The organism is Tumebacillus lacus, assembly GCF_026410385.1.
Taxonomy (GTDB): Bacteria; Bacillota; Bacilli; order Tumebacillales; family Tumebacillaceae; genus Tumebacillus; species Tumebacillus lacus.
In genome coordinates this window covers 503,048-522,429 of sequence record NZ_JAPMLT010000002.1, presented here as the reverse complement: position 1 = coordinate 522,429, position 19,382 = coordinate 503,048, and the positions used below count along the sequence as shown (strand labels likewise).

20 protein-coding genes are annotated in these 19,382 nt (G+C 58.6%); 11 read left to right on the top strand and 9 right to left on the bottom strand.

The window, feature by feature from the left end:
* Position 1: 1 nt before the first annotated feature.
* The gene (locus tag OS242_RS06800; protein WP_267150901.1) at positions 2-205 is read right to left on the bottom strand and encodes a hypothetical protein; all 204 of its coding nucleotides are present in this window, start codon (positions 203-205) and stop codon (positions 2-4) included.
* 226 nt (positions 206-431) lie between these two features.
* Between OS242_RS06800 and OS242_RS06795 the strand changes: the two genes are divergently transcribed.
* The 3 genes from OS242_RS06795 (at position 432) to OS242_RS06785 (ending at position 3,100) form a co-directional block, all read left to right on the top strand.
* Positions 432-2,438, top strand: coding sequence for a methyl-accepting chemotaxis protein (locus tag OS242_RS06795; protein WP_267150900.1), 2,007 nt, complete (start codon positions 432-434; stop codon positions 2,436-2,438).
* Between the two features lie 82 nt (positions 2,439-2,520).
* A complete protein-coding gene (locus OS242_RS06790; protein ID WP_267150899.1) occupies positions 2,521-2,910 on the top strand; it encodes a hypothetical protein in 390 nt (129 codons plus the stop codon).
* A 13-nt stretch (positions 2,911-2,923) separates the two neighbouring features.
* The gene (locus OS242_RS06785; RefSeq protein WP_267150898.1) at positions 2,924-3,100 is read left to right on the top strand and encodes a hypothetical protein; all 177 of its coding nucleotides are present in this window, start codon (positions 2,924-2,926) and stop codon (positions 3,098-3,100) included.
* A gap of 50 nt (positions 3,101-3,150) precedes the next feature.
* Here OS242_RS06785 and OS242_RS06780 read toward each other — a convergent pair whose 3' ends face one another.
* Complete coding sequence (locus tag OS242_RS06780) at positions 3,151-3,630, bottom strand: hypothetical protein (protein ID WP_267150897.1); 480 nt, start codon at positions 3,628-3,630, stop codon at positions 3,151-3,153.
* 128 nt (positions 3,631-3,758) lie between these two features.
* Here OS242_RS06780 and OS242_RS06775 point away from each other — a divergent pair, with 128 nt between their 5' ends.
* The 4 genes from OS242_RS06775 to OS242_RS06760 all read left to right on the top strand — a co-directional run bounded on the left by OS242_RS06775 (position 3,759) and on the right by OS242_RS06760 (position 5,558).
* Entirely contained in the window at positions 3,759-4,013 is a 255-nt protein-coding gene (locus tag OS242_RS06775; protein ID WP_267150896.1) for a hypothetical protein, read from the top strand.
* 144 nt (positions 4,014-4,157) lie between these two features.
* Entirely contained in the window at positions 4,158-4,562 is a 405-nt protein-coding gene (locus tag OS242_RS06770) for a FixH family protein (RefSeq protein WP_267150895.1), read from the top strand.
* Positions 4,563-4,579: 17 nt separating this feature from the next.
* Entirely contained in the window at positions 4,580-4,909 is a 330-nt protein-coding gene (locus OS242_RS06765; protein ID WP_267150894.1) for a c-type cytochrome, read from the top strand.
* 40 nt (positions 4,910-4,949) lie between these two features.
* Complete coding sequence (locus OS242_RS06760; RefSeq protein ID WP_267150893.1) at positions 4,950-5,558, top strand: SCO family protein; 609 nt, start codon at positions 4,950-4,952, stop codon at positions 5,556-5,558.
* Between the two features lie 42 nt (positions 5,559-5,600).
* Here OS242_RS06760 and OS242_RS06755 read toward each other — a convergent pair whose 3' ends face one another.
* Together OS242_RS06755 and OS242_RS06750 are read right to left on the bottom strand one after the other, a co-directional pair.
* On the bottom strand, positions 5,601-6,785 hold the full coding sequence (locus OS242_RS06755; protein WP_267150892.1) for a pyridoxal phosphate-dependent aminotransferase: 1,185 nt from the start codon (positions 6,783-6,785) through the stop codon (positions 5,601-5,603).
* Positions 6,786-6,890: 105 nt separating this feature from the next.
* Complete coding sequence (locus tag OS242_RS06750; RefSeq protein WP_267150891.1) at positions 6,891-8,975, bottom strand: transglycosylase domain-containing protein; 2,085 nt, start codon at positions 8,973-8,975, stop codon at positions 6,891-6,893.
* Positions 8,976-9,168: 193 nt separating this feature from the next.
* Here OS242_RS06750 and speE point away from each other — a divergent pair, with 193 nt between their 5' ends.
* The 4 genes from speE to OS242_RS06730 all read left to right on the top strand — a co-directional run bounded on the left by speE (position 9,169) and on the right by OS242_RS06730 (position 11,647).
* Positions 9,169-9,999 (top strand): polyamine aminopropyltransferase, encoded by an 831-nt coding sequence (gene speE, locus OS242_RS06745; protein ID WP_267150890.1) that lies wholly within the window; start codon positions 9,169-9,171, stop codon positions 9,997-9,999.
* Between the two features lie 14 nt (positions 10,000-10,013).
* The gene (gene speB / locus OS242_RS06740) at positions 10,014-10,889 is read left to right on the top strand and encodes an agmatinase (RefSeq protein ID WP_267150990.1); all 876 of its coding nucleotides are present in this window, start codon (positions 10,014-10,016) and stop codon (positions 10,887-10,889) included.
* Between the two features lie 59 nt (positions 10,890-10,948).
* Positions 10,949-11,374 carry a DUF1934 domain-containing protein gene (locus OS242_RS06735; protein ID WP_267150889.1) on the top strand — a complete coding sequence of 142 codons (426 nt, stop codon included), beginning with the start codon at positions 10,949-10,951 and terminating at the stop codon, positions 11,372-11,374.
* 108 nt (positions 11,375-11,482) lie between these two features.
* Entirely contained in the window at positions 11,483-11,647 is a 165-nt protein-coding gene (locus OS242_RS06730) for a DUF1427 family protein (RefSeq protein WP_267150989.1), read from the top strand.
* Positions 11,648-11,682: 35 nt separating this feature from the next.
* On the opposite strand, the gene OS242_RS06725 is transcribed toward OS242_RS06730, so the two are convergent.
* The 5 genes from OS242_RS06725 to OS242_RS06705 all read right to left on the bottom strand — a co-directional run bounded on the left by OS242_RS06725 (position 11,683) and on the right by OS242_RS06705 (position 19,306).
* The gene (locus OS242_RS06725; RefSeq protein ID WP_267150888.1) at positions 11,683-12,666 is read right to left on the bottom strand and encodes a M4 family metallopeptidase; all 984 of its coding nucleotides are present in this window, start codon (positions 12,664-12,666) and stop codon (positions 11,683-11,685) included.
* Between the two features lie 20 nt (positions 12,667-12,686).
* Positions 12,687-14,240, bottom strand: coding sequence for a M4 family metallopeptidase (locus tag OS242_RS06720; RefSeq protein ID WP_267150887.1), 1,554 nt, complete (start codon positions 14,238-14,240; stop codon positions 12,687-12,689).
* Between the two features lie 133 nt (positions 14,241-14,373).
* Entirely contained in the window at positions 14,374-15,948 is a 1,575-nt protein-coding gene (locus OS242_RS06715) for a M4 family metallopeptidase (protein WP_267150886.1), read from the bottom strand.
* 105 nt (positions 15,949-16,053) lie between these two features.
* The gene (locus OS242_RS06710; RefSeq protein WP_267150885.1) at positions 16,054-17,601 is read right to left on the bottom strand and encodes a M4 family metallopeptidase; all 1,548 of its coding nucleotides are present in this window, start codon (positions 17,599-17,601) and stop codon (positions 16,054-16,056) included.
* 157 nt (positions 17,602-17,758) lie between these two features.
* Complete coding sequence (locus OS242_RS06705) at positions 17,759-19,306, bottom strand: M4 family metallopeptidase (protein ID WP_267150884.1); 1,548 nt, start codon at positions 19,304-19,306, stop codon at positions 17,759-17,761.
* Between the last annotated feature and the right edge of the window lie 76 nt (positions 19,307-19,382).

The window sequence follows — 19,382 nt, the reverse complement described above, 5'->3', positions numbered from 1 at the left end:
CTCAGCGAACGCCCCTTTTTTTGCGTACATACGTTTTGGCCAGCGCAAACACCAGCGCATATGTCGCGGTGGCGGAGACGGTGGCGAGCAACCAATCATCGGTGTTCAGGACGAGATAGAGCACGAGGTGGAGCAAAAACACGACGAGTACGGCGGTGAGCAGGTTCATCCGCTCGATGAAGCGATACACCTGGGTCAAGTTCATGGTCGCACCTCCCTGTTTGGTAGTCTCTCCGGCTGTGTCCGATGTATGTTGGAAACTGTCGGAAAAAGGGAAGTTTTTTCAAGAGTAAAGTGCGACTCCACACTCTGGACTGAATTTATTTTAATTAAAAGTGGATTTACTTCTAGAAATCAAGGGGTAGATATCTTATAATAGTTTTATTGTGGTTTTACGGATGGGTCTTTATTGTTATTAAAGGAGGGGCATGATGAAAAAGAAACGCTGGAGAGACCTGTCTCTTCGCAGTCGTCTGATGCTGTATTTCGTGCTTTTGATCGTGGTGCCGCTCACGGCTTTGAGCGTGATCGTCAATCTGCAGGTGTCCGATCTGTTGGAATCCGATCAAGTGAAGGAAGCGGATCACGCGCTGCTCACCGTGAAGGACTCGCTGGATGCGATGACGGCAGAAGGGGAAGCGTCGCTGGCCTGGCTTGCGACCCGTGAGTCGTTGACGAAGACCGGTACGGAAACGGAGCGCAAGGCGTTGTTGCGCGATCTGGAGAGCTTTATCAAAACGCACCCCGATACGGTCGAAGCGTATGTGGGCACGGCCGACGGAAAATTTATCATCTATCCGCAAGCGCAGATCCCTGATGGCTATGACCCGCGTCCGCGTCCTTGGTATGAGTTGGCGGCCAAAAGTCCGGGCACGATGCAGTGGTCCAGCCCGTTCCAGACGAAAAACGGCCATCACGTGATCTCGCTCTCGACGACGTTGAAAGACGCGAAAGGTCAAGTGACCGGCGTCGTGGCCATCGAGTTTGAACTCCAGCAGATCAGCGAGATGATCAAGAAGACGGAGTTCGGCACGGAAGGCTATGCGATGCTGCTCGATGACGCACGCAACATCATCGCCTACCCGCCGGATGAGAGCCTGCTCGGCAAACCGATGGAGGCGGGTCCCGCGATCGACCGCCTCTATGATTCCAATCAGCCGACGAGCGGCCGATTTTATGAGGAGGACGGCGGTCGTGAGAAACTGATGATCTATCAGGTTCTCGAAAACACCGGCTGGAGGCTGTCGGGTACGCTGTATACCGACGAGGTGCAGTCGACGCTCGGGGGTATTCAGAAGACGATGCTGATCGTCGGCGTGATCGCGCTGGCGGTGGCTGTGGGGGTGGCGTACTTGGTCGCCGTCTCGGTCACGAAATATCTGGGGCAACTGGAAGAGTTGATGCACCGCGCCGAACAGGGCGACCTGAGTGTGCACAGCGAAAACGATGCGGGTGACGAGGTCGGCCGCGTGTCCCGCTCGTTCAATCAGATGCTGGTCGGCATGCGCGAGTTGCTCACCGAGGTGGCGATGACCTCCTCGCAACTGGCTGCGTCATCCGATCAACTGATGGTCAGTGCCGATCAGACGGCGCAGGCGAGCGAGCACATCGCCCGCTCGGTGGAGCAGATCGCGACCGGCTCACAGGAGCAGACGACGCGCATCACCGAGACGTCGCACGTGATCGGGGAACTCACCGTCGGCGTGCAGCAGATCTCCTCCAACGTGCAGGACGTATCGGCACGAGCGACCGTATCCGCACAGCAGGCGGAGAGCGGCCGCACCTTTATGCAGGAAGCGATCCACACGATGGACGAGGTGTACAACCGGGTCAGTGAGACGGCCGAGTCTGTCGGCGTGCTCGGGACCAAATCGCAGGAGATCGGCGAGATCGTCGACCTGATCACGCAGATCGCGGGACAGACCAACCTGCTCGCGCTCAACGCAGCCATCGAGGCAGCCCGGGCCGGGGAAGCGGGCCGCGGCTTTGCCGTGGTCGCCGACGAGGTGCGCAAGCTGGCCGAGCAGTCGGCATCGGCGGCGCAGCAGATCACCGACCGCATCCACGAGATCCAACTGGTCACCGACACGGTCGTCACGCAGGTGCAAGACGGCATGGACGGCATGAAACGCGGACATGGTGTGTTCCAGCAGGCCGGGGGCGTGTTTGCCCAGATCATCGACGAAGTGCAGACGATCACGTCGCAGGTGCAGTCTGTCTCCGCCGCGTCGGAGCAGATGGCGGTCGGCACCGGCCAGATGGTCGGCTCGGTCGACCGGATCGTCGAGATCGCTGAAGGATTTGCCTCGCAGTCACAGGAGGTCAACGCGGCGGTGGAAGAGCAGACCGCGTCGATGGAAGAAGTCCATATGTCGGCCCAGCAACTGTCCGACATGGCGACCAAACTGCAAGACCTCGTGTACAAGTTCCAATTGTAAAATAGGCCCTGCAAGCTGTGACCGACTCCCCCTCCCGTCCATACACTGATAGGGATTCAGCGAGTGAGGAGGGGGAAGGATCATGGCGAGAAAAGGGAAGAAGCCGCAGAGCGGAACGCCGAAACAAGCTGCGCCGAAAGCTACGCAAAGTGCCGGCGATCAACTGAAAGAGAAGTTGAAAAACGTCAACAAAGGCAGTCTGCTCGGCATGTTGAGCCAGGTGCAGAAGACCACGCCTGATCAGTGGAAAGATGCAGACTCCGTGCGCGACATGGCGAAAAAGTTTGCTCAGACCTTGAAGATACCGGTCAGCGAGGAACGCCTCGATGCGTTTATGAAAGCTTATAAAGACGCGACCAAAGGCGGCAAACCGAACGCCAACGTCGAAGATCTGGTCAGCAAATACGGCAAAGGCAAGGTCGACGACGCAACGGTCAAAGAGATGAAAAAACTCCTGAAGCCGAAAGACTGAGAGAGGGAGCCGGATGGGTCGCACGCGCAGACGCCGCTCCCGCCAATCGGCAGAAGCACTCGCAGCGGCCGCTCCGGCGGTCCCGGCGACGCCCGCGCCATCGGTCGGCCACGACCGGTTTATGCGGTTTGCCTTGGCGTTTCTGATCATCTTTGTGTTGCTCTGGCTGCTGGCCCCGCAAGAGGGCTAGCAGTTTTTTTCTGCCGGAATGAACGGACATGCAGGAAAAAAGGAGGCGGATCAATCAGATCCGTCTCCTTTCTCGTTTTTCGTCTCTTCCGGTGCGCCGCCGCCGAGCAGGAAGCCGGAGAGCGGGGAGTTGAGCAACGCCATCAGGACGGCGGTCCATTCGTTGCTCGTCAGGTCTTTGAATTTACCTCCGGCGATCTTGGGCAGCACGCCCGCTTGATGGAGTTGGGAACCGACGCCGTGCAGCCCGTCGAAGAGCTGATCGGCGCGGGAGACGTAGCCGATGCACTGTTTGCAGAGATTGCGCAGGTTGGCGATGGCCCGGACGGAGTCGTCGTAGAACGTCGGGCTTTTGGGGCTCGGCAGTTGAAAGCTCGGAAAGGATGCGCCGCCGGGGAGCGGCGGTTTTTTTGAGCGCGGTTTGGCAGGGCGGGACGGTCGTTTCTTTTTGGTCTTCGCCGGGACTTTCAAGTCGGCGGCGACGAGTGTGATGTCATGGATTTTCTGTTTCTTTCTTTTGCGTGAACCCATTCTGGGACACCTCCGGCCTTGGGGAGTTCTCGCTACAACATATGGAAAAGCATCGGCGCCCGTGTGGGCGGATAGCTCAATTGGGCGGCGGAGACACTACACACGAGCCTACAGGGGAGGGATGAAGAATGACCAGAAAAGCTGACCTGCAACCGGATCGCTTTGCCCGCCACGGCGGGGTCCACTTCACGCAGAACGCCCCGGCCGGGCAGATCAACGACTACATCCGCAACCTGCCGGAAGACAAGCGCGAGAGTCTGTTTGAGGTGCTCGACGAGTTGAATCAGGCAGGGATGATCACCTTGAACAACGACGGTGTGTTTGCCGACCCGCACGGCAATCTCCACGGGACGGAAGGCTGCTACGACGGCCGGGACGAGTAAGGATGCGCAAGAAAGCATGGAAAAGACCCCCGCTGTGAGAGCGGCGGTCTTTTTGTCCGTTTTTTGAACAAGCGGGGTTTGGCCAGTCCGGGCTATGGGCATTCTTGCCGCAACGTACTAGACTGGTGGAGGGAGGAGTTTACGATGAACAGAACAATCGTCTATATCCTGACGCTCGGTCTTGCCGCAGCGCTCACCACCGGGTGCGGTGCGCAGCCAAAGGACGAGCATATGAATCATAAGGCGGTCCAACCGCAAAAACTAACGATCACCTTGCAAACGGAGCCCGAAGCACCGCGAGTCGGAGAGAAGACCGAACTGATCGCCTCTGTCAAAGCGGGGGAAGAGCCTGTCACGGATGCGGACGTCGAGCTGGAGATCTGGCAGGGCGACGGCCCGCATGAAACGGTGCAGGCGACAGCAGCCGGAGACGGCTCGTACAAAGCCGCAACGCAATTTGCCAAGGGCGGCCGTTATGAGGTGCAAATTCATACGACAACGAGCGAACTGCACCAGATGCCGACGGTGACGGTGGAAGTGAGCGAGTAAGTCAGGAGGGAATCGTGATGAGAAAAGGATGGCAGATCCCGCTGGCAGCCGTTGCGGTGGCTGTGGCAGCGATGGTGGTCGGGTGCGGCGAGAAGGCGCCTGCCAAGCCGCTGGTGGAGGCAGACAGCCCGGCGGCGAAGTTGTACGCGAGCAACTGCAGCGGATGTCACGGCGATGGCTTGCAGGGCCGCTCCGGCCCGGCGCTGGCGAACATCGGAGCCAAACTGGATGCGGCGGCGATCGAACAGCGGATCGCCAAGGGCGGTACCGGGATGCCGGCGTTTGAAGGGCGTCTGGAGCAAGGCCAGATCCGCGAGTTGGCCGGGTGGCTGGCGAAACAGCAGTAACAGCCGCGGGAGAGTGGCCGGGTCATGAGGAGGAGAAGAGATGAACGTGTTGCGACGCGCGTGGTTTCCGGTGACAGCCGGGCTGCTCGCTTTGATATTGATCGGCGGTCTGGTGTATTGGTTCTGGTGGGGGTATACGCGCCTGCCGATCTCCGACCGGGCGCCTGATGTTCAGTTGCAGACGCTGAACGGGGAACAGGTGTCGTTCCACGAGCACGCGGGCAAGGTGCGGCTGGTGGAGTTTTATTATGCGAAATGTCCGGACATCTGCCCGGTGACGACCGCCAACATGGTGCAGATCCAGAACCGATTGAAGGAAAAAGGGTTGTTTGGCACGGAGGTCGAGTTTGTGTCGATCACGTTCGATCCGACAAATGACACGCCTGACGTGATCCGCGAGTATGCAAACCGCCTCGGGATCGATCCGTCCGGCTGGCTGCTCCTGACCGGGACGGAAGAACAGACCAAAAAGGCGGCCGAAGACTTTGGCGTCTATGTGCAGAAAGAGGCGGACGGCACGTTCACCCATTCCGTGACGTCGCTGCAGTTGGTCGACGAAAAGAACAACATTCGCAAAACGTACAAGATGGGCGAAGGCATGCCGGTCGAGGAAGTGTACAGCGACATCATGAATCTGCTCAACGACTGACAAAAAAGCACCCCGCTGTGAGAGCGGGGTGCTTTTTTGCGGTTAGACCAGTTCTTTGAGGAACGCTTCCAGGCGGTCCATCGCTTTGGCGAGGTTGTCGCGGGAGGTGGCGTAGGAGATGCGGAAGTTGTTCGGCGCGCCAAATCCTGTGCCCGGCACGAGCGAGATCTTGGCGTATTCGAGCAGCAGAGCGGCAAAGTCGTCGCTCTTCTCGATCCGGTGGCCTTGGTACGATTTGCCGAAGGTGGCGGCACAGTTCGGGAAGACATAGAACGCGCCGTCCGGCGTGTCGCAGGAGACGTGCGGCATGGCGGCGAGGCGCTCCAGCACGTAGTCGCGACGCCAGCGGAACTCCGGCACCATCGCTTCGTCGATGTGATCGAGGGCGGCGAGGGCGGCCTTTTGTGAAATCGAGGCCGGGTTGGCGGTGGTGTGGCTCTGGAACGAGGTCATCGCTTTGACGGCCGCGCGGTCGCCCGCCAGATAGCCGACGCGCCAGCCGGTCATCGAGTAGGCTTTCGAGAAGCCGTTGATGAGGATGGTGCGCTCTTTCATACCCGGGAAGGTCGCGATGGAGACTTGCTCCACGTCATAGACGAGTTGGTCGTAGATCTCGTCGGAGATCACGTAGAACTCGTGACCGGTGATCACCTCCGCGAGCGCGGCCAGTTCCTCTTTGGTATAGACGGCGCCGGTCGGGTTGCTCGGCGAGTTGAGGAGCAGGACTTTCGTTTTCGGCGTGATCGCCTGTTGCAACTGCTCCGGGGTGATCTTGAATCCGGTCGATTCGTCGGTCGCGATCACGACCGGAGTCGCTTCGGCGAGAGCGATCATCTCCGGATAGGAGACCCAGTAGGGAGCCGGGAGGATCACTTCGTCGCCCGGGTTGCACAGCGCCATGAAGGCGTTGTACAGCGAGTGCTTCGCGCCCGAGGAGACGAGGATGTCGTCGGCGGTGTAGTCGAGTCCGTGCCACTCGTTCAGTTTCGCTGCGATCTTGTTGCGCAGCTCGACGATGCCGGGGACGGCGGTGTATTTGGTAAATTGTGCGTCGATGGCAGCTTTGCCTGCCTCGGTGGCGATCTCCGGGGTGCCAAAGTCGGGCTCACCCACGGAAAGGTTGATCACGTCGATGCCTTCTGCCATCATCGCTTTGGTCTTGGTGTCGATAGAAAGCGTTGGGGAAGGTGCAATGTTTTTCACTCGTTCGGACAGTCCGAATGACATAGTGGTGTTCCCTCCTATCTGATACTTCTAACAATACTCCCCGCCTTATCGACGGTCAAGCAAATGGCGGGCTCGAAAGCCCGCCGTTTTTGCAAGTGATCCAGTTTATTGTGATTTGTCTTTTCCGGTGAACCAATCGAAGAACGAGCGCAGGCCCGACTCTGTTTTTTCGCCGGCGTTTTTGATCGTGCCGGTCAGGGACGGATGCTCCTCGCAGTACTCGACCGGCTCGGAGCCTTCGATGAAGTATTCCCGTTGACGCACCGGGCAATTTTCGGTGGCCAGCTGGCCGGTCGTCGGATCGATGATCCCTTCGACGACGCCGGTCGGCACCGGGAAGTCGCGGACCGGGATCGACTCGTGCGCCCGGCTCATGAAATCGGCGAAGAGGGGAGCGGCCAGATGCGACTCTTTCGGCGAGAGCAACTGGTCTTTGTCGTAGCCGACCCAGACGGCGGTGACGAGGTCCGGGGTGTAACCGATCATCCACGCATCGGTGTCGGTGGTGCCGGTCTTGCCTGCCACCGGACGGCCGCCGAGCATGTGCTTGACCCGGTAGCCGGTGCCTTGCGGATCGTCAAACACCGATTTCATCAGATCAGTGAGCACGAAGGCGACGCCCGGCTCGATGATCGATCGGCGTTGACCGTCGAACCGCTGCGTATCGCCAGTGTAGGAGTTTTCGATCTGCGCGACCGTGTGCGGCTCCACCCGGTAGCCGCCGTTGGCGAGGGCGGCGTAGGCGCGTACCAACTCGATCGGCGAGGCGGGGAAGGTGCCGAGCGCCAGCGACGGGTAGGGCTTCATCGTGCTCTCGATGCCGAGCAGCCCGGCGGTGGTCATGACTTTGTCCGGGCCGACGTCCATGTTGGTGGTGACGGCGTAGACGTTGTCGGAGGTGGCGATGGCCTGCCGCAGCGTGATGAAGCTGTTCGCGTAGTGGTCGGCGAAGTTGTGGACTTTGTACGTTTTCGGCTCGCCCGTGTCGTCGTCATAGGTAAACTCGCGCGGCTCGCTCTTGATCCGGGTCGCCGGGGTGTAGCGGTTGTGCAGGGCGGTCAGGTAGACGAACGGTTTGAACGCGGAGCCGGGCTGCCGTTTGGCGAGCGTGCGGTTGTAGGTGCTCGTCCCGTAGTTGCGGCCGCCGACCATCGCTTTGATCGCGCCGCTGTTCGGGTCCATCGCGATCAGGGACACTTGCAGGCCGGACGCTTCCGGGTAGTCTTTCAACTGTTCGGCGACGACCTGTTCGGCGGCCGCCTGCATGCCGGGGTCGAGCGTGGTGGTGATCTTCAAGCCGCCCCGGTAGAGGTCTTCTTCCGAGATCTTGTAGGAGTTTTTCAACTGCCATGAGGTGAAGTCGGTGAAGTAGGGCGCTTTGCCGGACGGCGTTTTTTGCTGGGCAAATTTTAATTCTTCCGCAAACGCCTGTTGCGCCTCTGCCTCGGTGATCCGGCCGCTCTCCTGCATCATGCCGAGGATCATCCGTTGGCGTTCCTTGGCTTTTTGCAAGTCGGCGAACGGGGAGTAGTAGGTCGGCCCTTTCGGTATGCCGGCCAGCATCGCGCTCTCAGCGAGGGTGAGGTCTTTGGCAGGCTTGTCAAAATAGGTCTGAGCCGCCATCTCGATCCCGTACGCGCCGTAGCCGTAGTAGATCACGTTGAGGTATTGTTCAAGGATCTCGTCCTTGGAATAGTTCAGTTCCAATTGCAAGGTTAGCATCGCTTCCCGCAGTTTGCGCTGCACCGTCTGGTCGTGGGAGAGGAACAGGTTTTTTGCGAGCTGTTGCGTGATCGTCGAGCCGCCTTCCACGACGGAGCCCGATTTGAGATCGACCCAGAGTGCACGGGCGATGCCGATCGGGGAAAAGCCGCGGTGGTCGTAAAACGTGCGGTCTTCGGTGACGAGCGTGGCGTCGACCAGCGACTGCGGCACGTCCTGCAGCGACACTTTAACCCGGTTCTCTCCGCCTTCGACGAGGTCGGTCAGCACCGCACCGTCGCTGGCGAACAGTTTGGACGTGTTCGCAATATCGTTGGGCGGCAGCGGGGCATACTGCAAATAGAGCCAGAAAAACGCACCGGACGCCAACATCCCGACGAGCAGGATGACGAGCGCGTTCCAAAACCACATCTTTCGTTTGGGGCGAGCGGGCTGTTCTTCGAGATGTTCCAGATTCGGTGTTTTCATGCTGTACAACCTCCAGAAGTTTCCTACCAGACCAGTATGATCTTCGCTTTTGACAATCATACCGAAAAAAGCGAAGAAACAACCAAAAAACGGTTTATTTTTTGACCGCATTTGGTATAATACGTAGCGTTATGTCATCGTTAGCAAACATGTCCAATTTTCATAGAGACAAATAAGAGGAGGATTCCCACGCATGGAACTCTGGTACACCGAGAAACAGACGGAAAACTACGGCATCACCGCCAAGATCGAAAACACGATCCACACCGAGCAATCGGAATTTCAACGCATCGACCTGATCGAAACCCTTCAATGGGGCAAGATGCTCGTCCTCGACGGCATGGTCATGACCACCGACAAAGATGAGTTTGTCTACCACGAGATGATCACCCACCTCGCGATGAACACCCACCCGAACCCGAAGCAAGTGCTGGTCGTAGGCGGCGGTGACGGCGGCGCGATCCGCGAGATCCTGAAATACCCGTCTGTCGAGCGCGCTGTGCTGGCGGAGATCGACGGCCGCGTCATCGAGGTGTCCAAGCAGTATCTGCCGGAGATCGCGGGCAAGCTCGACGATCCGCGCGTGGACGTGCAAGTCGTGGACGGCATCCAGTACATCCATGACAACAAGAACACCTTTGACGTCATCCTCGTCGACTCCACCGAGCCGGTCGGCCCGGCTGTCGGTCTGTTCGCACGCGACTTCTACCAAGGCATCTACGAGTCGCTGAAGGAAGACGGCATCATGGTCGCGCAAACCGAGTCGCCGTTCTTCAACGCCGATCTGATCACCCGCGTCTTCAAGGACATCGCGTCGATCTACCCGGTGACCCGCTACTACACCGGCTCGATCCCGACCTATCCGTCCGGCCTGTGGTCCTGGACGATGGGCTCCAAGAAATACGATCCGCTGGAAGTCGATGAAGCGAAACTGATCGAACCGGAAGGCACGAAATACTATCACAAAGCGATGCACAAAACGGTCTTCACCGTGCCGAAATTTGTTCAGGAGCTGTTGAAATAATGGCGCACCATCGGATGAAGCACGACCCGGCCTACAGCGGCCGCGAGTTCATCGGTTCGACATCTGAATATGACGAGGCGGACGTGGTCATCTACGGCATGCCGATGGACTGGACGGTCTCCTTCCGCGCCGGCACCCGCCTCGGCCCGCAGCGCATCCGCGAAGTGTCGATCCTGCTGGAGGAGTACTCCCCGTATCTGGATCGCCACCTCGAAGAGGTGAGCTACTTTGACGCCGGCGATGTGCCGCTGGCGTTCGGCAACCCGCAAAAGTCGGTCGAGCAGATCTATGAGTACGTCCGCGATCTGCTGGCAGATGGCAAGTTCCCGCTGGGTCTTGGCGGCGAGCATCTCGTCTCCTGGGGTCCGATCCGCGCGATGGCGGAGAAGTACCCGGATCTGGCGGTCGTGCAGTTTGACGCGCATGCGGATCTGCGCGAAGACTACGAAGGCGAGCCGTACTCCCACGCAGCGGTGCTGCGCAAGGCGTGCGACATCGTCGGCCCGAAAAACGTCTACCAGTTCGGCATTCGCTCCGGCACCCGCGAGGAGTTCCACTGGGCGCGTGAAAACACCAATTTCCACCCGTTCGATGTGTATGAGCCGCTGAAGTCCCGCATCGAGGAACTGAAGGGCCGTCCGGTCTACCTGACGATCGACATCGACGTCGTCGATCCGGCGGAAGCACCGGGCACCGGTACGCTCGACGCAGGCGGCATCACCGCCCGCGAGCTGTTCAAGTCCTTGCAACTGCTGGGCGAGGCGGGCATCAACATCGTCGGCTTTGACCTCGTCGAAGTTTCCCCGGTCTACGATCCGGCGGAGCAAACGCAGATCCTCGCGTCGAAGATCGTGCGCGAAGTGCTGCTCGGCCTCGTGCCGAAGAAGTAAAGGCATACGAAAAAACAACTCCGGGAGACCGGGGTTGTTTTTGTTGGGAGGAGTATCTCGTGAGTGAAAAAAGGCCGGTCCATGTGAAGGTCTGGTCCCGCCAGCGGCAAAAAAACGGCGACAAACAGACGTTTACAAATGAGGCAGAAGGGCATCTCTATCAGAAAGGAGATGCGTTGTACGTGGTCTACCGAGAAGGGGAAGAAGCGGGCCTTGGCTCGACGCTGACCTCGTGGCGCATCGAAGGCAAGCACGCGACGCTGATCCGCCAAGGCGAGACGGTGATGAAGCAGGTGCTGGTCAAAGGCGAGGAGCAGCGCGGGTCGTACAAAACCCCGTACGGCACGTTTGAACTGGTGACCCGCACCAGTGCCCTCGCCATCGCGTTAAACGAACAGGGCGGGCATCTGGAGGCCGTATACAACGTCCGGCTGGCCGGCGAGAAGAGCCGGATGGAACTGCGGGTCGACGTGACCGTGCTGTAGCGGCGAGGGCGCAGTGGATGCGACCCAAATTGCTGCGAAGGAAAAGCTGTCCGGGATGACAGATGCTGTCTGCGTGAAGCCGATCGTGGAGGAGGTTTCTTTGTGGATTTGAAGATTTCGTTGTTGGCATTGGTGACCGGATTGGTCGCGGGTGTGGTCTTTACGTTGCTCAAACTGCCGTTGCCGGCTCCTCCGGCGCTACCGGGGATTTTGGGCATTATCGGGATCTTCCTCGGGTACAAGCTGGTGGAGTGGGTCAAGGGCATGATGTAAAAAAGCAGACCTCGAAGGGTCTGCTTTTTTTCTGTTTACAGGACGCCTACTGCCGTCCAAGCTTCGGCGAGGCGGGTGTAGTAGGTGGATGAGCTGCCGTAGAGCTGTGCGCAGGCCGCCAGGGTGGCCAAGCGGGCGTCGTGGAAGGTGGCGGTGGAGGTCATGTAGTCGCGCAGGGCGATGTACCAGATCTTCATCGCGATGTCCCGCGAGCCAATCGAGGTCGCGAAGTTGTAGAACGCTTTGTTCGGGATGCCGGAGTTGGTGTGCACGCCGCCGTTGTCAGCCGTGGTGGTGACGTACTCATCCATGTGATCCGGGTCGCCGTACGCGTTCGGGTTGGACATGGAGCGCACCGCGTCACCTGCTGTGGCCGGCGTATAGACGTCTTCGCCGATCAGCCAGTCGTTGTTGTCCAGCGTGGCACCAAACGCGTCCGCCCACGATTCGCTCAGCGCGCCGGACTGCCCGTTGTAGACAAACCCGGCCGTATAGTCGATCACGGCGTGGAACCACTCGTGCGCCACGATGTCCAGCGCCCCGCACAGCGGGCGGAAGGTGACGCCGTCGCCGTCGCCGCAGATCAACTGGCTGCCGTTCCAGAAGATGTTGTTGTAGTTGGTGGAGTAGTGGACGCCGACGTTCATCGGCGCGCCGTTGCCGTCGTAGGAGTTGCGTCCGAGCTTGTTGTAGAGGTAGTCGTACACAAGCCCCGTGTAATAGTGCGCGTCCACGGCGGCCCGCTGCGTCGTCGTGTTCCAGACGTTGTCCGCATCTGTCCAGAAATACTGGGCCGAGATGCCGTTGCGGTAGTTGTAGGTGTTGATCGACGAACCTTTTTGCGTGTACATGTACTTGGTCTGGTCTTCCAAGTAGTAGGTGCCCGATTTGAGCGTGGTGTTGATCGACTTGGTGTCACCGAGCACTCCTGTGCCTGTGCCGGTCGCCGCGTGCGCGGTCGAACCCAGCAGGGTGACGGCGAGCGTGGCGGCCAGCGTGAGCAGGAGCGGTTTTTTCATGAGGTGAGCCTCCTCCTGTCCTAGTAGACGCCGACTGCCGACCAAGCGTTTTGCAGAGCGGTGTAGGTCGAGGAGCCCGAACCGTACAGAGCGGATGCTGCTTGCAGAGTGGCTGCGCGTGCGCCGGAGAAGTTGGTCGACGAGGTCATGTAGTCGCGGGATGCGGTGTACCAGACTTTTGCCGCGTTGTTGCGGGACCCGATGGCGGTGGCAAAGTTGTAGAACGCTTTGTTCGGGATGCCGGAGTTGGAGTGCACGCCGCCGTTGTCATCGGTGGTGTTGATGTAGTCGTTCATGTGCGCCGGATCGCCGTAGAGCGTCGGATCTTGCATCGAGCGGAACGCGGTATAGGTGCCGCCCGGCAGGCAGATGTCTTCGCCCATCAGCCAGTCGTTGCTGTCGATCGTCGCGCCGAGGGCGTCGGACCAAGATTCGTTCAGCGCGCCCGATTGGTTTTGGTAGACGAGGCCGGACGTGTACTCGGTGACACCGTGCGTCAATTCGTGCGCCACAACGTCCAACGCGCCGGAGAAGGCGCGGAAGTTGACACCGTCACCGTCGCCGTACGTCATTTGCGAGCCGTCCCAGAAAGCGTTGTTGTATTTGCTGCCGTAACGGACCCGCGATTCGAGGCTCATGCCGGCGTCGTTGATCGAGTTGCGGTTGACGTTGTTTTTGTACCAGTCATAGACCATGCCGGCGTAGTAGTGAGCGTCCACGCCTGCGCGTTGGGTCGAAGCGTCCCAGTGGTTATCCGCATCGGTCATGTTGTAGATGAAGAAGCCGAACGTGGAGTTTCTCAGGTCGCGGGTGCGGATCATGCCGGTCATCGGTTTGGACACGTCTTCGAGGTAGTAGGTGCCCGACTTGAGGTTGGTGTTCAGGCCGGTCTTGGTCACGCCGTCCACGCCGACGCCGGTGCCGACCGCTGCGGTGTGTTCGACTTTGTTGATCGTGTTCAGGATGGTGCCGTCGACCGCGTTGACAAACACGTCGTAGCGCACCGGAGTTTCGCCGTCAGCGGCGAAGGAAACTTTATAGGAAAGGATCGCTTGGTCACCTTGCGGGAAATAGAGCAGTTCCGCAGCCGGTGCTTGCGTGAAGGCCGCATCGGAAGCGGTGTTGGTGGACGCGAGCGCTGCTTGGATCGCTTTTTTGTCGTTCAGGCGGGCTTTGTCGGTGTTCGCCGTCAGGGCTTGGTAGCCGCTGGTGATCCCTTCGACCGTGCCTTCCGTCTCGTGAACGATCATTTGCTGCGCGAACACCGGGATGCCGTTGATCACTTGATCGAGCTTGGTGTGGGTGGTGCCGTTTTCGTCTTTGTGCGACTTTTTGACTTTGAAGGTGCCTGCCGCTTTGTCAAAGCCAAACTCGCCTTTCGCTTTGTCGAGCGCGTTCAGGGCACGCTCTTCTGCGGTTGCGCCGGAGACTTTGCCGAGCTGGCCGACAACGGTGTGCACCTGGCCGTTCTCATCTTTCAGAACCTGCTTGTCAGGGGCAGCCCCGGCGTTGACAGCAAAAGCAGAAGCAACGAGCGAGGACAAAACCAACGTGGCAATCATTTTTTTGTTCATTCAGATGACCTCCCTTTAATTTGTGAGTATGAGTAAATTGTATATGAATTGTGATCATTCTGTCAATCCTGTTAAGAATTTGTTTCAAGTAATAAAAAAGACCCCTCTCACGCGATGAGAGGGGTCTTTGGGCTTAGTAGACGCCGACTGCGCTCCAGGAGTTGGCGACTGCGGTGTACTGGGTGGAGCCGCTGCCATACAGAGCAGCCGCTGCTTGCAGCGTCGCAGCGCGTGCGCCGGAGAAGTTGGTGCGCGAGGTCATGTAGTCGCGGTTTGCGGTGTACCAGATCTTCGCGGCGATGTCACGGGAGTTGACCGAGGTCGAGAGGTTGTAGAACGCTTTGTTCGGGATGCCGGAGTTGGTGTGCACGCCGCCGTTGTCAGACGAGGTGTTCACATACTCGCTCATGTGAGCCGGATCGCCGTATGCGTTCGGATCGGACATGGAGCGGAACGCGGAGTAGGAGCCGCCCGGCAGGCAGATGTCTTCGCCAAGGAGCCAGTTTCTACCCTCGATCGCAGCGCCCATCGCGTCGGAGAACGACTCGTTCAAGGCGCCCGATTGGTCGCGGTAGACGAGGCCGGAGGCCGTGTCGGTGACACCGTGCGCCAGTTCGTGCGCCACGACGTCCAGCGCGCCGGAGAACGCGCGGAAGTTGACACCGTCGCCGTCGCCGTAGGTCATCTGTCTTCCGTTCCAGAAGGCGTTGTTGTAGTTGACGCCGTAGCGGACAGCAGAGAGCAAGGTCGTGCCGTTGCCGTCAAACGAGTTGCGGCCGAGCTTGTTGTAGAAATAGTCGTAGGTGAAGCCTGCGTAGTAGTGCGCGTCTACACCAGCGCGCTGGTTGGCGTCGGCGTAGTTGTTGTCGGCATCGGTCATGTCATACATGGTGGAGGAACCGTTGTTGTACGATTTGGTGGTGACGGTGCCGCCTTTCGCTGCCATGAATTTGGTGTTGTCGATCAGGTAATAGGTGCCGTTTTGGTAGGTGGTGTTGATCGATTTTTTGTCGCCGAGGACGCCGGTGCCGGAGCCGACTGCGTTGGAGCCGCTGCCGCCGCCCGGTTTGCCTGCGTGCTCGATCTTGTTGATCGCGTCGACGACGGTGCCGTCCAGCGCGTTGACGAAGATCTGCCAGTTGCCTGCTTCCTCGCCCATGTAGGAGACGCCGATGAGGTAGGTGAGCACGGCGGTGTCGCCTTGCGGGAGGTAGACCAACTCAGCGGTCGGAGCGTCGATCAGCTCGCCGGTGAAGCCGGTGTGAGCGACCGCCTTCTCGATGGCAGCCGATGCTTTCAGGTTGGCTTTTTTCGCACTCGCGGTCACCTTGGCAAAGGTGCCGGTGACGCCTTGCACGTTGCCGTCCGCTTCGTGGACGATCAGTTGCTCGCCGAAGACGGTGATGCCGTTGATCGTTTGGTCGAGCTTGGTGTGGGTGGTGCCCATTTCGTCTTTATGGGATTTTTTCACTTTGAAGCTCGCCTTGGCGTTGTCGAAGCCGAAGTCGCCTTTGACTTTTTCCAGAGCGGCAAATGCGCGCTCTTCGGCCGTCGCGCCGGAGACTTTGCCAAGCGAACCTGCGACGGTGTGGACGGAGCCTTTTTCGTCTTTCAGGACTTGTTTGTCCGGAGCTGCTCCGGCGTTCATGGCAAAGGCAGATGCGACCAGCGAAGACAGGACGAGCGTTGTGATCATTTTCTTGTTCATCAATGATGACCCCCTTTTTGTTGTTGTTCAAATTTTATTACAAATATAAATGTTCTGTCAATAAAAAAATACCCGCAACATGAAGTCGCGGGTATTTTGAAAGGATTAGTATACGCCTACTGCGGACCAGCCGTTTGCTACCGCGTTGTAGTTTGCGGAGCCCGAGCCGTACAGAGCAGCTGCTGCTTGCAGGGTCGCTGCACGTGCGCCGGAGAAGTTGGTGGTGGAGGTCATGTAGTCGCGGGAAGCGGTGTACCAAATCTTTGCAGCGACGGTACGGGAGCCGATTGCCGTTGCAACGTTGTAGAACGCTTTGTTCGGGATACCGGAGTTGGTGTGTACGCCGCCGTTGTCGTCGGTCGTGTTCACGTATTGGTTCATGTGAGCCGGGTCGCCGTAGAGGGTCGGATCTTGCATGGAACGGAATGCGGTGTAGCCGCCGCCCGGGATGCAGAGGTCTTCGCCCATCAGCCAGTCGTTGCCGTCGATGGTTGCGCCCAGTGCATCAGACCAGGACTCGTTCAGAGCGCCGGACTGGTCTTGGTAGACCAGGCCCGAGGTGTGCTCGGTGACGCCGTGGGTCAGTTCGTGCGCGATAACGTCGAGTGCGCCGGAGAATGCGCGGAAGGTGGTGCCGTCGCCATCGCCGTATACCATGTAGGTGCCGTTCCAGAACGCGTTGTTGTAGTTTCTGCTGTAGTGAACCAGGGACTCGATGCTCATGCCGTTGCCGTCGATCGAGTTGCGGTTTACGTTGGACTTGTACCAGTCAAAGACTTGGCCAGCGTAGTAGTGAGCGTCAACGCCAGCGCGTTGGTAGGTGGTGTTCCAAACGTTGTCGGTGTCGGTCATCGGGGAGATGCGCGAGGTACCGTTTTTCATGTCGCGGGTGCGGATGATGCCGGTCATCGGCTTGGTCAGGTCTTCGAGGTAGTAGGTGCCGGATACGTTGTTGGTGTTCAGCGGGGACTTGGTGTCGCCCAGAACGCCTACGCCGGAGCCGACAGCTGCTGCGTGCTCGATTTTGTTGATGGTGTTGAGGATCGAGCCGTTGGTTGCGTCGACGAAGACGTCAGCGCGCACTGCTTCTTCACCCATTGCGGAGAAGGATACTTTATAGGTCAGAACTGCTGCGTCGCCTTGCGGGAGGTAAACCAGTTCCGCAACCGGAGCTTCAGCAAATTCTGCATCGGATGCTACGTTCGCGGACGCCAGAGCTGCGTCGATCGCTTTTTTCTCGTTCAGCTTCGCTTTTGCAGCGTTTGCTTTCAGAGCTTTGAAGTCGCCGGTTACGCCTTCGACGGTGCCGTTCGCTTCATGTACGATCATTTGTTGGCCGAAAACGGTGATGCCGTTGATCACTTGGTCGAGCTTGGTGTGGTTGGTGCCGTTTTCGTCTTTATGCGATTTCTTTACTTTGAAGTTGCCGTCAGCTTTTGCAAAGCCGAAGTCGCCTTTGACTTTCTCCAGAGCTGCGAATGCTTTTTCTTCAGCGGTTGCGCCGGATACTTTGCCGAGGTTGCCGACAACGTTGTGTACTGCGCCTTTTTCGTTCTTCATGACTTGCTTGTCCGGTGCTGCACCTGCGTTCATTGCGAATGCGGAAGCGACGACCGAGGAGAGCACGAGAGTTGCGATTACTTTCTTGTTCATCTGTAAAGACCTCCCTGTGGTTTTTGATTTCTATTTATCTGTGTCTTGCTGAGTTAATTGTACGACGGCGGTGAACATTCTGTCAATATATATTCAGAAAATTTTATAAAAAATGGAGGCCTGCGATAAGCAGGGCTCCATTTAAATGGAATTGATCTTAATATACGCCGACCGAGCTCCAAGCGTTTGCCAGAGCGGTGTAGGTCGAAGAGGTGGAGCCGTAGAGAGCTGCCGCCGCCTTCAGGGTCGCTGCGCGTGCGCCGGAGAAGTTGGTGGTGGAGGTCATGTAGTCACGGGAAGCGGTGTACCAGACTTTGCCCGCGTTTGCACGGGAACCGATTGCAGTGGCAAAGTTGTAGAACGCTTTGTTCGGGATGCCGGAGTTGGTGTGCACGCCGCCCCAGTCGCCTGCTTCGGTGTTCGGCAGGTTCTGGTATTGGTTCATGTGCGCCGGTTGACCTTCGGAAGCCGGGTCGGACATGGAACGCAGTGCGTCGCCGGAGATGCCCGGGGTGTAGACGTCTTCACCGATCTGCCAGTCTGCGGAGTCCATGACAGCAGCCATTGCGTCAGACCAGGACTCGTTGAGAGCGCCGGATTGGTTTTCATAGATCAGGCCGGAGGTGTGCTCGGTCACGGCATGGGTCAGTTCGTGCGCGACAACGTCATACGCGCCGGACAGAGCGCGGAACGTGGAGCCGTCGCCGTCGCCGTAGACCATTTGCGTGCCTTCCCAGAACGCGTTGTTGTAGTTCGAGGAGTAGTGAACGCCGGAGATGATCGCAGCACCCGCGCCGTTGTAGGAGTTGCGGCCGAGGGAGTTCTTATAGTAGTCGTACACTTTGCCCGCGTAGTAGTGCGCGTCAACAGCCGCACGCTGTACGGTGGAGTTCCAGTAGTTGTCCGCATCGGTGAAGTAGTACTGGGACGAAGTGCCGTAGTTGAAGTTATAGGTGTTAATCGAGTTGCCTTGGTAGGTGGTCATGTACTTGGTGCGGTCTTCCAGGTAGTAGGTGCCGCTTTTTGCGGTGGTGTTGATCGTTTTGGAGTCGCCCAGAACGCCTACGCCGGTTGCCGATTCAATCTTGTTGGTCGCGCTGACGATGGAACCGTCAACCGCGTTGACAAAGACCGTCCAGCGACCCGGGATGTCCGCGAGGTAAGATACGTTTACTTTATAAGAAAGAACTGCTTGGTCGCCTTGCGGGAAATAGACCAATTCCGCTTGGGCCGGGGAGGAGAGCTCGCCGGTGAAGCCGGTGCTTGCAACCGCTGCGTCGATCGCAGCTGCGTCGGTCAGGGACGCTTTGTCCGCGTTTGCGGTCAGCGCTTTGTAGTCGCCGGAGACGCCTTGCAGGTCGCCGTTCGCTTCGTGCACGATCAGTTCGGAGCCGAAGACCGGGATGCCGTTGATCGTTTGGTTCAGCTTGGTGTGGGTGGTGCCGTTTTCGTCTTTGTGCGACGACTTGGACTTGAACTTGGAGTCAGCTTTGATCTTGAAGTCGCCTTTTACTTTTTCGATTGCGCTCAGGGCGCGCTCTTCTGCGGTCTTGCCGTTCAGTTTGCCGAGCTTGCCGTCCACGGAGTGGACTTTGCCCGTTTCGTCTTTCAGGGTCTGCTTGTCCGACGCGGCGCCTGCGTTGATTGCGAACGCAGATGCAACGAGCGAGGACAGGACGAGGGTCGCTACGAATTTTTTATTCATCTTTGTAAGTGCCTCCCTTTTGGCATGTAACGCGGATTTTGTCGAAACCGCACGAACATCGTACATCTGCTAAGAG

Excerpts from the sequence above, each read along its gene's own strand:
- OS242_RS06790 (WP_267150899.1), top strand. The coding sequence starts at position 2,521 with ATGGCGAGAAAAGGGAAGAAGCCGCAGAGCGGAACGCCGAAACAAGCT.
- OS242_RS06765 (WP_267150894.1), top strand. The coding sequence starts at position 4,580 with ATGAGAAAAGGATGGCAGATCCCGCTGGCAGCCGTTGCGGTGGCTGTG.
- OS242_RS06760 (WP_267150893.1), top strand. The coding sequence starts at position 4,950 with ATGAACGTGTTGCGACGCGCGTGGTTTCCGGTGACAGCCGGGCTGCTC.
- OS242_RS06770 (WP_267150895.1), top strand. The coding sequence starts at position 4,158 with ATGAACAGAACAATCGTCTATATCCTGACGCTCGGTCTTGCCGCAGCG.
- OS242_RS06720 (WP_267150887.1), bottom strand. The coding sequence starts at position 14,240 with ATGAACAAAAAAATGATTGCCACGTTGGTTTTGTCCTCGCTCGTTGCT.
- OS242_RS06780 (WP_267150897.1), bottom strand. The coding sequence starts at position 3,630 with ATGGGTTCACGCAAAAGAAAGAAACAGAAAATCCATGACATCACACTC.
- OS242_RS06750 (WP_267150891.1), bottom strand. The coding sequence starts at position 8,975 with ATGAAAACACCGAATCTGGAACATCTCGAAGAACAGCCCGCTCGCCCC.
- OS242_RS06785 (WP_267150898.1), top strand. The coding sequence starts at position 2,924 with ATGGGTCGCACGCGCAGACGCCGCTCCCGCCAATCGGCAGAAGCACTC.
- OS242_RS06795 (WP_267150900.1), top strand. The coding sequence starts at position 432 with ATGAAAAAGAAACGCTGGAGAGACCTGTCTCTTCGCAGTCGTCTGATG.
- OS242_RS06775 (WP_267150896.1), top strand. The coding sequence starts at position 3,759 with ATGACCAGAAAAGCTGACCTGCAACCGGATCGCTTTGCCCGCCACGGC.
- speB (WP_267150990.1), top strand. The coding sequence starts at position 10,014 with ATGAAGCACGACCCGGCCTACAGCGGCCGCGAGTTCATCGGTTCGACA.
- OS242_RS06710 (WP_267150885.1), bottom strand. The coding sequence starts at position 17,601 with ATGAACAAGAAAGTAATCGCAACTCTCGTGCTCTCCTCGGTCGTCGCT.
- OS242_RS06725 (WP_267150888.1), bottom strand. The coding sequence starts at position 12,666 with ATGAAAAAACCGCTCCTGCTCACGCTGGCCGCCACGCTCGCCGTCACC.
- speE (WP_267150890.1), top strand. The coding sequence starts at position 9,169 with ATGGAACTCTGGTACACCGAGAAACAGACGGAAAACTACGGCATCACC.
- OS242_RS06715 (WP_267150886.1), bottom strand. The coding sequence starts at position 15,948 with ATGAACAAGAAAATGATCACAACGCTCGTCCTGTCTTCGCTGGTCGCA.
- OS242_RS06755 (WP_267150892.1), bottom strand. The coding sequence starts at position 6,785 with ATGTCATTCGGACTGTCCGAACGAGTGAAAAACATTGCACCTTCCCCA.
- OS242_RS06705 (WP_267150884.1), bottom strand. The coding sequence starts at position 19,306 with ATGAATAAAAAATTCGTAGCGACCCTCGTCCTGTCCTCGCTCGTTGCA.
- OS242_RS06800 (WP_267150901.1), bottom strand. The coding sequence starts at position 205 with ATGAACTTGACCCAGGTGTATCGCTTCATCGAGCGGATGAACCTGCTC.